The 15,233-nt window shown below is 36.2% G+C and carries 12 protein-coding genes and 1 riboswitch; of the genes, 9 read left to right on the top strand and 3 right to left on the bottom strand.

Translation table 11 applies throughout. The features are described 5' to 3' along the window. The first annotated feature begins 11 nt into the window (after positions 1 to 11). The gene (locus tag HMPREF3106_RS08495; RefSeq protein WP_005605055.1) at positions 12 to 392 is read left to right on the top strand and encodes a rhodanese-like domain-containing protein; all 381 of its coding nucleotides are present in this window, start codon (positions 12 to 14) and stop codon (positions 390 to 392) included. A 43-nt stretch (positions 393 to 435) separates the two neighbouring features. On the opposite strand, the gene HMPREF3106_RS08490 is transcribed toward HMPREF3106_RS08495, so the two are convergent. Both HMPREF3106_RS08490 and HMPREF3106_RS08485 read right to left on the bottom strand, forming a co-directional pair. Beyond that, positions 436 to 1,974 carry a helix-turn-helix domain-containing protein gene (locus tag HMPREF3106_RS08490; RefSeq protein ID WP_070445878.1) on the bottom strand — a complete coding sequence of 513 codons (1,539 nt, stop codon included), beginning with the start codon at positions 1,972 to 1,974 and terminating at the stop codon, positions 436 to 438. Then, positions 1,955 to 3,625 carry a sensor histidine kinase gene (locus tag HMPREF3106_RS08485; RefSeq protein ID WP_070445875.1) on the bottom strand — a complete coding sequence of 557 codons (1,671 nt, stop codon included), beginning with the start codon at positions 3,623 to 3,625 and terminating at the stop codon, positions 1,955 to 1,957. Before HMPREF3106_RS08485 ends, HMPREF3106_RS08490 begins: the two co-directional genes overlap by 20 nt. Positions 3,626 to 3,822: 197 nt before the next feature. On the opposite strand from HMPREF3106_RS08485, the gene HMPREF3106_RS08480 reads away from it, so the two are divergent. From HMPREF3106_RS08480 to HMPREF3106_RS08460, 5 genes are all read left to right on the top strand, one after another. After that, positions 3,823 to 4,740 (top strand): ABC transporter permease, encoded by a 918-nt coding sequence (locus HMPREF3106_RS08480; protein ID WP_005605058.1) that lies wholly within the window; start codon positions 3,823 to 3,825, stop codon positions 4,738 to 4,740. Between the two features lie 18 nt (positions 4,741 to 4,758). Further along, entirely contained in the window at positions 4,759 to 5,655 is an 897-nt protein-coding gene (locus HMPREF3106_RS08475; protein ID WP_070445873.1) for a carbohydrate ABC transporter permease, read from the top strand. 10 nt (positions 5,656 to 5,665) lie between these two features. Further along, positions 5,666 to 7,228, top strand: a complete 1,563-nt coding sequence (locus HMPREF3106_RS08470) for a type 2 periplasmic-binding domain-containing protein (protein ID WP_005605061.1) — start codon at positions 5,666 to 5,668, stop codon at positions 7,226 to 7,228. A 105-nt stretch (positions 7,229 to 7,333) separates the two neighbouring features. Further along, positions 7,334 to 7,996, top strand: a complete 663-nt coding sequence (locus HMPREF3106_RS08465; protein WP_263090887.1) for a DUF624 domain-containing protein — start codon at positions 7,334 to 7,336, stop codon at positions 7,994 to 7,996. Continuing rightward, complete coding sequence (locus tag HMPREF3106_RS08460; RefSeq protein WP_039848728.1) at positions 7,983 to 10,196, top strand: TIM-barrel domain-containing protein; 2,214 nt, start codon at positions 7,983 to 7,985, stop codon at positions 10,194 to 10,196. Before HMPREF3106_RS08465 ends, HMPREF3106_RS08460 begins: the two co-directional genes overlap by 14 nt. Positions 10,197 to 10,284: 88 nt before the next feature. Here HMPREF3106_RS08460 and HMPREF3106_RS08455 read toward each other — a convergent pair whose 3' ends face one another. After that, a complete protein-coding gene (locus HMPREF3106_RS08455; protein WP_070438900.1) occupies positions 10,285 to 10,941 on the bottom strand; it encodes a DUF6287 domain-containing protein in 657 nt (218 codons plus the stop codon). Between the two features lie 105 nt (positions 10,942 to 11,046). After that, a riboswitch (M-box (ykoK) riboswitch) is annotated at positions 11,047 to 11,202 on the top strand. A 188-nt stretch (positions 11,203 to 11,390) separates the two neighbouring features. Here HMPREF3106_RS08455 and mgtA point away from each other — a divergent pair. From mgtA to HMPREF3106_RS08440, 3 genes are all read left to right on the top strand, one after another. Next, positions 11,391 to 14,048, top strand: a complete 2,658-nt coding sequence (gene mgtA / locus HMPREF3106_RS08450) for a magnesium-translocating P-type ATPase (protein WP_070445870.1) — start codon at positions 11,391 to 11,393, stop codon at positions 14,046 to 14,048. Positions 14,049 to 14,140: 92 nt separating this feature from the next. Further along, complete coding sequence (locus tag HMPREF3106_RS08445) at positions 14,141 to 14,569, top strand: OsmC family protein (RefSeq protein WP_070438897.1); 429 nt, start codon at positions 14,141 to 14,143, stop codon at positions 14,567 to 14,569. Continuing rightward, positions 14,562 to 15,122, top strand: coding sequence for a GNAT family N-acetyltransferase (locus HMPREF3106_RS08440; RefSeq protein WP_070438894.1), 561 nt, complete (start codon positions 14,562 to 14,564; stop codon positions 15,120 to 15,122). The genes HMPREF3106_RS08445 and HMPREF3106_RS08440 overlap by 8 nt, the downstream gene beginning before the upstream one ends. Positions 15,123 to 15,233 lie beyond the last annotated feature (111 nt).

Here is a 15,233-nt window from a genome sequence, read left to right as displayed (position 1 = left end):
AGTTAAGTCTCATGTGGTATATCGTTTGGGCTTTATTTATGGCCTATGGAATTTATTTATTTGTATTAATCTGGATGCGTCAATCATCTGCTAAAGTAGTGAGTGCAGAAGAGTTTGGTAAAGATTTACGCCACGGGCAATTGATTGATGTCCGTGAAAAAGATGAATTTAAAGCTGCTCATATTTTAGGAGCGCGTAACATTCCATATTCTCAATTTAAAGAACGTTTCATGGAATTGCGTAAAGACCAACCAATCTATTTGTATGAAGAGGGCGTTTCTATTGCAGGTCGTTGTGCCTATCGTCTAAAGAAAAATGGATATACAAATATCTTTATTTTAAAACATGGTTTTGAAGCATGGAATGGAAAAGTGAAAAAAAGAGAAAACTAATATGAAAAGAGCTAGTTCATTTGAACTAGCTCTTTTTTATTATTTAATCTGTATGCTGTTTTCTGTAGTCCCCAGGAGAAACACCAATTTTCTCTTTAAAGATTTTCGTGAAATAAGAGTAATTATCATATCCGACTTCAGAGGCTACTTGTGCAATAGGCGTTTTCGTTCCTGATAGTAATTCTTTAGAAGCATTGATGCGTTTATCCGTAATATATTTGACCAAAGTTTCACCTGTTTCTTTCTTAAAGATTCGAGCTAGGTGATCCGCGCTAAGATAAACCATATCAGCCAAAGTGCTTCGGCTTAAGTCTTCTTTGTAGTGATGGTCGATATATTCGATGATACGTTGGATGCTATTTTTTTGATTCTCTGCATCTGTTACGAAATTTCTCGCATGAGACCAATAGTAAGTGAAGTATTCCCCAAAAGATTCAATCGAATGAAATTTTCTTTGGAATAGAAAATCATGCTGAGCATTTTGAAATAGCTTATGTGCTGAAATCCCGTTTTGGTCTAAGTAAATCCCGATTTGTTGCGTCCAGTCCAGATGTAACTTTTGTAAGATGACTTTTGGTATCATTCCGTTTGAAATATAGTGTAAGAGACTCTTTGTTAATTCGGATTCGTCTAATGAATCCGAGAAGGTGATGGAGTTGATTGCAACTTCTTTTTTCTGTAAAACGTCAACGTCAGAAGAAACTGGGATAATAGTATTCCAATAAGGAACTTGTTGCCCTGTTGCTGAGTAGAGTTCTTTAACCTCTTGTAAAATAGTTTTACATTGGAAGCAACTTTTGAACGTTAAAATTGAATTGCGATGTAATTTATTCAGAATTTCTTGTTGGATTTTTCTTGCAAATTCCTCACTATTGATAGAACTATCCACTCTAAAGAAGCAAACGTAATGGTCGACAAGACCTTCCATCTTAAACATGCTTGCTAGTTGATACCTCTCATTAGAAAAGGCTTGTAATACCTTTCTTAATTGAGAGGTCCATGATGGGATTTCCGGAGCGTAATCTGCCTCACTAATATTTAATGTAATCACGCCTGTTAGAAAATACTGATGTTCCTTTAAATTTAAATTCCGCTTTAGAAGTTCAGATTGCAGTTCTTCCAGACGGTGAATGCGTGGTTTTCTTAAATATTCAAACCAGAAATTGTTTTCAGTTTGGAACGCAGTTTCGTGTGAGGCTTGTGGACGCTGCTCTGTAATCTTATCAAGTGCTTTTTGAATAATAAACTCTAATTTTTCGAAGTTAATCGGTTTTAAGTAGTATTCAAAACTTTGCAATTCAATTGCTTTTTGTGCGTAGTTGAAATCTGCATAGTTCGTTAAAAAAATAGTTTTGATATCGTAATTTTCATTTCTCACCCAAGAGAGCAGTTCAAGACCACTTCCTTGAGGCATCTCAATATCGCTAATCATTAGGTGAATAGGATTTTCTTTAATGATTGCTTGAGCCTGAGAGAGACTGTTAGCCACATAGACGTTATTGATTTTTAATCGATCCCAACGGATTTTTTCACGTAACGCTTCGATGATAAAACGGTCATCATCAACGAGTAGTATATTCATTAGAATCTCCTTTCAACTCTTTATAAGGAACTAGAACATCAATTCTGGCACCGCTTGTGTCGTTATTTTCAAACGTAATTGTATAATCATTCGAATATAAAAGATTGAGTCGTTCAATCGCGTTTGTAATCCCAATATGGTGTCCGTCTTCAGATATTAATGATTCCATATTTTTAAGTTTGCTTAGAATTTCCCTCGAGAATCCTGGGCCATTGTCTTTAACACAAATCTCAATATAAGGCTTCTCATCAACTATTCGTTTTTGAAGAGAAAGGTTAATGACGATTCCATCTTGGAAAGAGAAACCGTGCTTAATCGTATTCTCAACAAATGTCTGAAGTAAGAGAGAAGGGACCAATGCATTTTGTAGTCTTTCGTCGAATGTTAACGCAAAATCGATATGATTCCCATAACGAATGCGCTGAATCTCCAAGTAGTCTTTAATATGTTGGATTTCTTTCTTGAGCGGTGAGAAGTCTTGATCCACCATAAAGAGGTATCGTAAGTAGTCAGATGTTAAAATAGTTAACTCTTCGATTTCTTTATAGTTCTTCGTTTGAAGCATACTGTGAATCATAGAGAGCATATTTAAATAAAAGTGAGGGCGAATTTGACTCTTTAAGTAGTTAAGTTCGACCTTTTTTAATTCCAACTGAGCATGGTACTCACGGATTTTTAACTCTTGCATATCGAATAGTACTTGGCTCAATTTATCATTTGCAGTATCGATTTCCAAAATCCCTTCAGAAGAAGTAATGTCATATATCGATGTTGATTCATCGATGCGTAAAAGACGATCTGTTAAACGTGTAATCGGGTTCAACATTCTGTTTCGAATGAATATAATCAACACAAGAGAAGCTATCGCAATGAGAATTGGAACAATGGCGATCAAGACTTCAAAAAGAACGATGCTCTTAAATACATCTGTGTAGTCAACTGCTACATAAATATCAAAAGGTAGTTGAGTCCGTTCGCTATCAGCCTCAATCAAGTGAGTTGAAGGCGATAAATCCTTTGGCTCTTTTAATGATATTTGTCCTTTTTTTCCGATATTTAGTTTTCTAAGTGGCGTTAGAATGTCATCTGCTGAGATAATTGCCATAATTGTTTTCTCTTTATAATGAACGACTTTAATTAAGTATTCCGTATCATTAATAATAATGGGTTGCCATTTACGGTCGTCAGTATTATTTCTAAACGAAATGATATTGTTTTTTAAATATAAGTAATCTTGATAGGGAATATAGAGAGTGGATGCACTCAGAAAATGATGCGTACCTTCTGTAGCTACTAAAAACGACATATGCGTTTCGTGTTGGTATTCATAATCATTAAAAGTTGTCTGTACTTTTCTAACGGTTTGCTCATAATCCATGTAACTTTGTGGCTCATTCAGCTCTTCTAATCCCTCATCGTGTGTGATGGTTGAATACAAAAAGCGTTCGACGGAACGCATTTCATCATTAAGTCCATTGGCGTAAATCTCAATAGAACTCGTCAACTGTTGAATATTTTGATTCTTAATAAAATCTCTTGTGGCATTGCTGACAAAGAGACTAATCACTGTAATGAGGATAAGAAGGACTAATAATACTTGAAAGAAAAATTTAAAAGAATGTCTTTTAGATAGAATACTATGTAGTTTCATAACTATTACCTCACTTCTCAAGTATAACACTATCACAAAAGTTGTCAAAAAACGATATGAATTAAGAAGATGTCGGAAAAGTGATATAAATATTTGAAATATTGTCTGAATAGTGAATACTTCTTATCGAAATAATGATATAAAGAAAGCGTTTTATTTTATAAAATAATGACAGATATTTAAACAGGAGGGAAATTATGAAAGATTTAACCACATTACAAAAAAGAAGAATAAAAAGCAACATTCCTTTATATGTGCTTCTATTTCCTTCAATTATTTTACTTATAATGTTTGCATATATCCCAATGTTAGGGCTTGTAATTGCTTTTAAAGATTACTCACCAGCTAACGGAATTTTAAATAGCCCGTGGGCAGGATTTAAATATTTCACCCAATTCTTTAAATCAGTTCAATTCGGAACAACGATGATGAACACATTAAAGATTTCAATTTATAGCATTCTCGTGGGGTTTCCATTACCAATCTTACTAGCGCTCTTATGTAATCAAATAAGAACAGGAAAATTCAAAAAGGTCTTTCAAGTAACCACCTATCTACCGCACTTTATTTCAACAATGGTTATGTGTGGGATGATCATTTTATTCTTATCACCAAATAGTGGGTTACTTGCTAATATCTTTAAATCACTTGGATGGACGATGCCGAACTTATTAGCAAAACCAGATAGTTTTGCTGGCGTTTATGTATGGAGTGATGTTTGGCAACACATTGGGTGGGACAGCATTATTTACTTAGCAGCTTTATCTGCCATCGACCCAACGTATTACGAAGCAGCTACGATGGACGGGGCTAGTCGTATACAAAAGATTCTCAACATTGACTTGCCATTACTTTTACCAACAGCAATGATTCTATTGATTTTAAGAGCCGGTAGCTTATTGAGTATCGGTTTTGAAAAAGTATTACTATTACAAAATCCATTGAACTTAGCTGGAAGTGAGGTGATTTCGACTTACGTATATAAAGTTGGGATGATTAACTTCCAATACAGTTACTCTACAGCAATCGGATTATTCAATACTGTAGTCAACTTAATCATTCTTTTATCTGTCAATTGGTTTTCTAAACGATATACCAAAACAGGACTATTTTAAAAGGAGGGTGGTCTTACCGTGAAATGGTTTAAGGTTTCAAGAAAATCAAAATCAGATTTGTTTTTTGACGTATTGATTTACGGTTTTGCAATCTTGTTAATATTATTAATCGTATACCCATTGTGGTTCGTTGTGATTGCTTCTTTTAGTAATCCTGCTGATGTAGCCAATGGTAAAGTATGGTTCATTCCCCATGAATGGAAATTAGATGGATACCTTCGGTTAATTGAACAACCACTGTTCTTAAGAAGTTATCTCAATACGATTTTATATACAGTAGTTGGGACTTTATTTGCTCTACTAATCAATATCCCTGCTGGATACGCATTATCTAGACGTGACCTACTCGGTAAAAAATGGATCAGCGTTCTCTACATTGTTCCAATGTTTGTTTCAGGTGGATTGATTCCAATCTACTTAACAGTGAAGAGTGTAGGACTTGTCGATTCATTCTGGGTAATGGTGATTCCATTTGCAGTATCTTGTTATAACATCATCGTTGCAAGAACATTCTTCAATAACAGTATCCCAGAAGGAATGTGGGAAGCCGCTCAAATTGATGGATGCGGAACGATTCGTTATTTCTTCAAAATCGTGGTTCCTTTATCAAAAGCTATTATTGCAGTAATTGGTTTATGGACAGCAGTTGGTATTTGGAACTCTTGGTTCAACGCTTTGATTTATTTAACGAAAGAAGAATTGCAACCATTGCAATTAATTTTAAGACGATTATTAATTAGTAATCAAATGATGCAATCTCAGGCAACAGGGGAACTTGCATCCGAGCTTCGTATTAAAGCCGATATGATGAAATATGCAGCGATTGTAATTTCAACGGCTCCAATTATGTTGCTTTATCCATTTGTCCAAAAATATTTCAATCAAGGTGTTATGATTGGTGCTCTAAAAGAATAGGAGAGATATTATGAAAATCAATAAAATGAAGTATATGTTTTTAGCAGCAGCTACACTTATTGGACTAGCAGCTTGCTCAAATTCAACAACCAAGTCGAATGACGAAAAATCAGATCAGAATACTTATAAAATTACAACAGTTAGATGGTCTGACTGGGGTGAAGATTACCATAAAGGATTTATTGATGATTCTGCAAAAGAAGCTGGTATTCAAATTAACTGGGATACTCTTATTGCAGCAGATTGGACAGATAAAAAATCTGTTTTAATTGCAAGTGGTGACCTACCTGATGCATTCTTAGGTTCAAACGCATTTACGGATGCTGAAATTGCTCAAAACCAATCTTTATTCATTCCTCTAGAAGATTTAATTAAAGAAAATATGCCTAATTTAACGAAGGCAATGGAAAAAGAACCAAGATTAAAAGCGATGATTACATCTCCTGATGGACATATTTATAGTCTTCCTAAGAAGTTACCAATGCGTCCGACAGTAGCAAACCAACTATTTATTAATAAAAAATGGCTTGATAATTTAGGGTTAAAAGTACCTGAAACTTATGATGAATTAGTAAAAGTTCTTCAAGAATTCAAAGATAAAGACGCAAACGGTAATGGAGATCCAACGGACGAAATCCCATTTGGTTCAGGTAACTTTGACCCAACATTTTCTTATATCATGCCATTTAATAACCGCTTAGGTGCAGATAACACTTATGAAATGTCTGTTAAAGATGGAAAACCTGTATATCTTCGTACAGAAGAAAGTTATAAACAAGGGATTGCAGCAATGCATGAAGCATACAAGAAAGGGTTAATTGACCCTGAAATCTTCACTGAAGATTCATCTATGAGTGTTGCAAAACGTATGGATAAATCAGTATCTAGAGTAGGTGTTTCAAGTGGTTGGACTGCTGATGCTACATTTGGCTTACATGCAAGCGAATATGTTCCTTTACCAGCGATAAAAGGTCCTGATGGAAAAGGGTATGTTTCTTCAGACCCAGATCACTACAACTATGGACGTAATGAATTGTTAGTGACAACAAAAGCTAAGGACCCTGCTAAATTATTACAATGGTTCGATAAATTCTATACTGATGATGCAAGTATCCAAAACTTCTATGGTTCATTTGGAATTGGTACTGAAAAAGATGGCGACAAATATAAAGTATTACCTCCAAAAGACGGTAAATCTGCCGATGAATTTGCTTGGATTAATTCTCTTCGTGACTTTGGACCTAAGTATGTGAGTGATGATATCAACAATCGTGTTGAAATCGACCAAACTCAAGGTGACGGTTTGAAATTGAAGATGGACCAAGAATTAAAACAATATGCTTTACCAGCATACCCTAATGTAACTTATTCTCAAGAAGAACTTAACCAATTAGCTTCTCTATACGTAAGTATTAATTCTTACGTTAAACAACAAGCTTCTAAATGGGTAGTTGATGGCGGAATTGAAACAGAATGGGAATCTTACTTAGCAAATCTTAAAAATATGGGATTGGATGAATTCATCAAGATTCAACAAGACGCATATGACCGTTATCAAAAAGAAGTTAAATAATCACAATTTAACTAATACCCCAACTGAAACGTTTAAAATACAATGAGTAGAGGGAGCGAGATTGAAGAAAAATCTTTCTCGCTTCCTTTTTCTCATATAGGTACGGTGATTTCATTGCAAAAACTATTTCGAATAGATGGGCCACTCGTTAGAGGGCTAACGCTCATTACCAATTTGATTCTATTGAACACATTATTTATTATCACAAGTATTCCTTTGGTGACGATGGGAGCATCTGTGACATCTCTAAATACGATGTTACATCGGATTTTAAAGGGCGATGATGGCGATATTATTTATCATTATTTTCGCATTTTTAAATCCAACTTTAAGCAAGCTACTGTCATTTGGGCAGCTCTCGTGCTACTTGGAGTTCTACTATTTTTGAACTACAGTATTTTTTCGAATACAAACTTCTTGAATGGATATGGATTATTGCTTCTAGCGCCAGTTGGAATGCTTGTGATATTAGGCGTTGCCATTCTCTTACCCTATATCGGATTATTTGAAAATAGTTTAAAAGCCAGTGTTATCAATAGCATTTTCGTTTGTATTTTAGATCCGTTACGAGCAATTCTATTGATTCTATTTAACTGCGCTGTAGTGTACATGAGTGTGAATACACCGGAGAGATTATTGACGGCAATTTACGTTTTCACTTTTGGGGGATTTGCAATCTGGGCATTATTAAATGTAAAAGTAACGAGTAAAATGTTTAAAAAGGCATATAAATTAAGCAATGGAGGTAAACAAGATGAAAATTTTTAAAGGAGATTTTTATCGTATCAGCGTTCTAACAGATAAACTCATTCGGTTAGAATATTCAAATAATGGGCAGTTCGAAGATAGACATACGCAATTAATCCAAAACAGAGACTTTGGAGAGGTAGAGGTTGAAGCAACAGAAACACCAGAGTTATTAGATATTAATACGAACTTCTTCCGTTTGCGCTATAACAAAGGCGAATTCAATAATCAAAATCTATTTATTGCATTAAAGGGTCAGTTCTTTATTTTCGGAAGCCGATGGTACTTTGGTGAACCAATTGAAACATTAAAAGGAACAACGAGAACCCTTGACCAAGCGAACGGAGCTATAGAATTAGAAGATGGTATTATTAGTAAGAGTGGTTATGCCATTTTAGATGATTCGAATGGATTTATCAGTGACGAAAAAGAAGGTTTTATCAAAAAAGAAAGCGAAGTGGACCTTTACGTCTTTGCTTATGGTCACGACTATAGAGGAGCAATTAGAGACTTTTATCATTTAACAGGTGCAACTCCATTATTGCCACGCTATGCCTTAGGAAACTGGTGGAGTCGTTATTGGGCGTATACTGCCGACGAGTATTTAAGTCTCGTTGAACGTTTTGAAGATGAACAAGTTCCGCTTGCGGTGGGCGTGTTAGATATGGACTGGCATATCACGAAGATTCCAGAACGCTTCGGTAGTGGGTGGACAGGATATTCTTGGAACCGAGAACTCATTCCAGAGCCGGAAAAATTATTAAAGAAACTGCATGATAAGAAATTAAAACTTTCTCTAAATGTCCATCCAGCTGATGGTATTCGAGCGTATGAAGATGCGTATCCAGCTGTTGCAAAACGTCTAGGATTAGATGCAGCCAGTGAAGAAGCTGCTATTTTTGATATTGCAGATCCACGTTTTAGAGAATCTTACTTTAAAGATGTTCATTATCCATTAGAAGAACAAGGGGTTGATTTCTGGTGGATTGACTGGCAACAAGGAACGCAAGGGGTACAAGATCCATTGTGGTTATTGAATCATTATCATTATGTCGATAATTGTAAGAGAAAAGATGGCGGATTAATCTTGTCTCGTTATGCTGGACCAGGAAGCCATCGTTATCCAGTTGGATTTTCTGGAGACGCTTTTATAACTTGGGAGTCTCTTAAATTCCAACCTTATTTTACATCAACAGCGTCTAATATTGGTTATAGCTGGTGGAGTCATGATATTGGCGGACATATGGGCGGTTATTATGATGAAGAATTACAAATTCGCTGGTTACAATATGGCGTCTTTAGTCCGATTACACGACTTCATAGTACTAATAGTCCATTTAATAGTAAGGAACCATGGTTCTTTACGAAGAATACAGCAGAAATCATGAAGCATTATTTACGTCTAAGACACCAATTACTTCCATATCTCTACACGATGAATGTGGCAACGCATGAAGAGGGCGCACCACTTGTGAGTCCGATGTACTATTTCTATCCTGAAAATGAAGAAAGTTACCGTGTGCCAAATCAATACTTCTTCGGTAGCGAGTTAATGGTTGCTCCAATCACAGAACCAATGAACAAAGATTACCAATCCGCAAAAGTTCAAGTATGGTTCCCTGAAGGAAAATGGTACGACTTCTTCACGGGAAGAGAGTATGCAGGAGAAGTAGTGCTTGATATTTATCGAGATATCGAATCAATTCCTGTATTTGCCAAGGAAGGGGCGATTGTTCCATTAGATGGTTCTGGTGTGAATATGGGGGTAGATTTACCTGAAGTTATCGACTGGTATGTCTTCCCAGGAACCCATCATTCATTTGATATGGTGGAAGACTTAGATGGCGCTCGTTGTGTAACGACATTATCTGTTGATTGGAATTTAGGTACTATCCAATTAACTGTTGAAGGGGAAACAGGCATCCTTCCAGTAAACAGAATTCACCGTGTTCATGTTCAAGGAAGCCAAGATGTTGTCGTTGAATTGGAAAATAAAAATGCGACTGTTGAGTTTACAGTGGGCGAAAAACAAACGGTAAATCGAAACGAGGCGATCTTCCAAGTACTCAAGAATGCGCACCTTCCATACGAAACGAAAGAACACTTATATCGTCGATTAGTCAATGCTAAAGATGCGAATGAAATCATTAATATCTTACATCATGAAGATGACGAATTAAGAGGACGATTGCTAGAAATCTTATTTATAAGTGAACCATAACAAAAAACGGGTACTTCCAATAGGAGGTATCCGTTTCTCTGTGTTAAAAAAACACTGCATTCATTCGTTGAATACAGTGCTATATAGATTAATCCACTTTGTAATACATCATGTTTTTAACGGTTTTGCCATCAGTAACTGTTTGTGTCCCGAAAATACGATCTTTTGAAATGTCCGATTGATCTTTTTCACCAGGAAGTAAGCCATAAGTCAATTCTACATTTTGGGGAATGAAGGAGAATACCGCACCTCCAACAAAAGTATTCTCATTGTTTTCCGGAACCATAATCCAGTTGAGAAGCCCTTCTTGGTATTGTTGTTTAGTAATTCCAACTTTCAAATCACCATGGCTACTTGAAATTTTTCCTTCTTTGTCGATGTGAATTTCCCAACCAGCTGAGTTTCTCCAAGTTCCCTCTACGCTTCGGAAGTCTCCTTGTTTTATTGCTTGAAGATCCATTGAGGATGGTTTTGGTTGCTCCGCTGGGATAACAACTTTTTCAGTAGATACAGTTTCTGGAACTGGTACGGTTGCTTCTTTTTGTTCTATTGTTGTTGAAACCACAGTAGTAGGTTCCGCTGTAGTACTAGTTTTGGTTTGTTTTGTAGTTGATGTACTGGACGTTCTAGTAGTTGTGGATTGAGTTTGTGTTTGAGTTGTTGTGTTCGAGTCTTCTTTCTTTTGGAAAAGTGAACAGCCCCCTAAAGTAAGAGCTATCAAGAATGATGCTATCAGTTTCTTCATTGAAATCCCTCCATTTCTATTTCATTATACTACTAATAAGTTCGAATATACATGTTTTTTGAAATCGTTTCTTTGACAAATAGCATTTTTAATGTTACCTTGAATATAGTAAATCGGTAGGTGAGACTACCATGGAGATACGGATGACTACCGCAAAATAGTGGAGACACTATTCGTTGGTCAGCAGCCTCTGTCGTGAAGGCAGAGACTAATGTCATTTCATCGCTCCATGATGTTAAAGCTTGGACGAGAATATAAGAATTGTTTATTTAGTAAGCATCTTGTCGCGTCTAAGCTGTGACAAGGTGCTTTTTCATTTGCCTAAAATTTCTAGAAAGAGGGTGATCATATGCCAGGACCGGAGAGTCGAACGAAAAAAATCAAAGAGCGAAGGGAAGAGTGCGATGATCACCCGGAGCTTCGCCTAAATTAAAAACGAGGTGAAGACTATGAAAACAGCAAAAGAAAGATTCGATTTAGCACTAATGAGTCCAATGGCAGAGGTCCTAGAAGCGTTAGGCACATCTGTAAAAGGACTCACTGAAGAACAAGTAGAAACACTCCGTGAAACATATGGAGAAAACAAAATTACAAAGGCTAAAGAAGATTCAATTTGGAAAAAGATTTATGAGTCTATTATCAATCCATTTACGGTAATTCTATTAGTGATTGCGGTAATCTCATTATTCACGAATGTGATTCTAGCAAAACCAGGTGAAGCAGACCCAACAACTTCCATCATTATCGTGGTGCTCGTGGCTGTGTCAGGAACGATTCGATTTGTGCAAGAAATGAAAAGTGACAAGGCGGCTAGTAACTTATCTAGTCTAATCGTCAATACAGCAACGGTTATTCGAGATGGCGAACAGATGGAAGTTCCGATTGAAGATTTAGTAGTTGGAGATATTATTAAATTAAGCGCTGGGGACATGTTACCAGCGGATGCATTATTATTAGAAACACGTGACTTCTTTATCCAACAATCCAGCTTGACTGGTGAAAGTGAATCTGTTGAGAAAAAATCAATCTGGGTTCCAGATGAAGAAGAAAAGAAAAAACAAGCACTCGAGAGCGAACGATTTGTGTTTATGGGCTCAAACGTTGTCAGCGGTAGTGCTTTAGCAGTTATTTTAGTCACAGGGAATGATACGATGATTGGTCGTATCGAAAAAACACTTAATACTTTCGAAGAACAAACAAGTTTCGAGAAAGAAATGAATAAAATCTCATGGCTCTTGATTCGCTTAATGCTTGTCTTAGTACCAGTTGTATTCTTGATTAACGGATTAACAGACGGCGACTGGTTAGAAGCAGGGGTATTTGCCTTAAGTGTTGCCGTGGGATTAACTCCAGAAATGTTGCCAATGATTATTACAGCCAGCCTTGCAAAAGGGGCAGTGATCATGGCCAAAGAAAAAGTCATTATTAAAAAATTAAATGCCATTCAAGATTTAGGGGCTATCGATATTCTCTGTACTGATAAAACAGGTACGCTCACACAAGATGAAATTATTCTTGAATACCCATTAGATATTCACGCAAATCTAGATATGGGCGTATTGAAAATTGCGTATTTAAACAGCTACTTCCAAACAGGACTTAAAAACTTATTAGACCGTGCCATCATTACACGTACAGAAAAAGAAGCCGACGAACACGAAGATCTACAAAATTTAGCAACACGTTACCAAAAGATTGATGAGTTGCCATTTGACTTCGAACGTCGTCGTATGAGCGTTATCGTGAAAGAAGACGATGAAGCGGTGCTCGTAACAAAAGGAGCACTAGAAGAAATGCTTAGCATCTCTACTCATGTAAAAGACGGAGATGTGGTTCACCCAATTACGGATAAAATTCGCGAATCCATCCTAGAAGCAGTGAGCAGCTTAAACGAACAAGGACTTCGCGTCCTTGGGGTGAGTCAAAAGAAATATCAAGATACTAGCTATTCCTTCACAGTGGAAGATGAATCGAATATGATTCTAATGGGATACCTAGCCTTTCTTGATCCACCAAAACCTTCTGCAGCACCAGCGATTCAAGCGTTGAAAGAGCATGGCGTAACGACGAAGATTCTTACAGGTGATAATGAAAAAGTAACGCTAACGGTCTGTGAAAAAGTAGGACTACCGGTGGATAAAGTCTTACTTGGTACAGAAATCGAAAATATGAGCGATGAAGAGTTAGCAGCAGTTGCTGAAGAAACAACCATTTTTGCAAAACTATCTCCAGAACAAAAGGCACGCATTATTCATTTACTAAAAGGCAAAGGTCACAAGATTGGCTATATGGGAGACGGTATCAATGATGCTCCATCCCTAAAAGTGGCTGACGTTGGAATTTCTGTGGATAGTGCCGTGGATATTGCCAAAGAAGTCGCAGATGTTGTTCTATTAGATAAGGACTTACTCGTTCTTGAAAAAGGATTGATTGAAGGTCGTAAAGTCTATGCGAACATGACAAAATACATTAAGATGACCGTTTCATCAAACTTCGGAAATATCTTCTCTGTATTGTTCGCAAGTATTTTCTTACCATTTTTACCAATGGCACCAGTTCACTTAATTGTATTGAACTTAATCTATGATTTAAGCTGTGTGGCATTACCGTTTGATAATGTTGACGCAGATTTCTTAAAACAACCACGCGCATGGACAGCAAGCTCTATCACACGATTTATGGCTTGGTTTGGACCAACCAGTTCTATCTTCGACATCATTACTTTTGCAGTGATGTTCTTTGGAATTGCACCAATGATTACTGGAAGCAGTTATGCGTCATCTACGAATCCAGCATTCTTCTTGATGGTTTTCCAAACAGGTTGGTTCATTGAATCTATGTGGTCACAAACAATGGTGATTTATATGTTACGTTCGCCAAAACTACCATTTGTACAATCAAAACCAGCGTTCTCATTGCTAGTGACTTCTTTATTCGCTTTATTTGTTGTAACGGTTCTTCCTTACACAAAACTAGCAGCACCATTAAAGCTTGCACCGCTAAACGGGCTATACTTCCTTGCATTAATTCTCATTATCGCAGGATACATGTTCCTCGTAACGGTTGTTAAAAAAGCATATATAAAAAAATATAGAGAATGGTTATAACCCCAAAAGAGCTATCGTAACAAGTTGTTATGATAGCTTTTTTTGTTACAAATGTGCTATTCTTCAATCATAAAAACATTAGGGGTGATTTTATGGAAAAAATTATTTATACTACAACAGCTGTGAACGTGGATGCGTTAAATGGGAAATCATTTATTGAGGGAAATGGTGATAAAAATTGGGAAGTCGAAATTTCATCTCCTTTAAGCGAAAAAAAAGGAACCAATCCTGAGCAATTATTTGCACTGGCTTATGCGACTTGTCTAAATGCTTCCATTGGTATTGTTGAAAAAGGTTTGAATTTAGAACATCAATGTAGAGTCGAAGTGAAAGTGGATTTAACAAAAGATCCTGTTGGAGAAGGGTATTTATTCTTACCTTCAGTCCGAGTTTTAATGCCAACAAGGGAAGAAAAATTAGCTAAAGAAATTCTAGAGGCTGCTGAACGTGTATGTCCTATTCAAAAATTACTACAAGGAGCCAATGTTCCTCCTGTGGAATTAGTAACAGTGAATGGGTAATACAAATATAAGAGTTGCAACAGTAGAGGATGCTCGTTATATTCAAGAAATTTATGCACCATATGTCTTAAATACGGCCATAACGTTTGAAGAAGTAGTTCCTAGTGTAGAGGAATTTCAAGAGCGTATTGCTAAAACATTGGGGGCTTTTCCTTATTTAGTCTTAGAGGAGGAGAAAGAGATTGTTGGTTATGCATATGCTGGGAGATTTTCTCAAAGGGCAGCATTTGACTGGTCAACAGAGGTTAGTATTTATATCAGCCTAGAACATCAAAGAAAAGGTTTTGGAAAGTTATTATATACAGAACTTGAAAAACAATTATTGAAATTAGGCTATCAAAACATATACGCTTGTGTGGCGGTGCCAGAAGTAGAGGATGAGTATTTAACTAATAATAGCTTATCTTATCACCAATATTTAGGCTTTAAAGAATGTGGACGTTTTGAAAATTGTGGTTGCAAATTTAATCGATGGTATCATATTGTTTGGTTACAAAAACATGCTGCTACGAAAATCCCTACAGATCGTCCAAAAAAATTTAAAGGATTGTAAAAACAATACCACATCAACAAATCTGTTGATGTGGTATTGTTTTTTATCTAAAATGATTGATTTTTTGTTTAAAAAATAGGCTCTTTGTCAAATAGTGTTGATGAAGAAATT

The sequence above is a fragment of the Granulicatella sp. HMSC31F03 genome (assembly GCF_001807725.1).
Taxonomy (GTDB): Bacteria; Bacillota; Bacilli; order Lactobacillales; family Aerococcaceae; genus Granulicatella; species Granulicatella adiacens.
The sequence above is the reverse complement of the archived record's forward strand: the minus strand, read 5'-3'. Positions and strand labels throughout refer to the sequence as shown.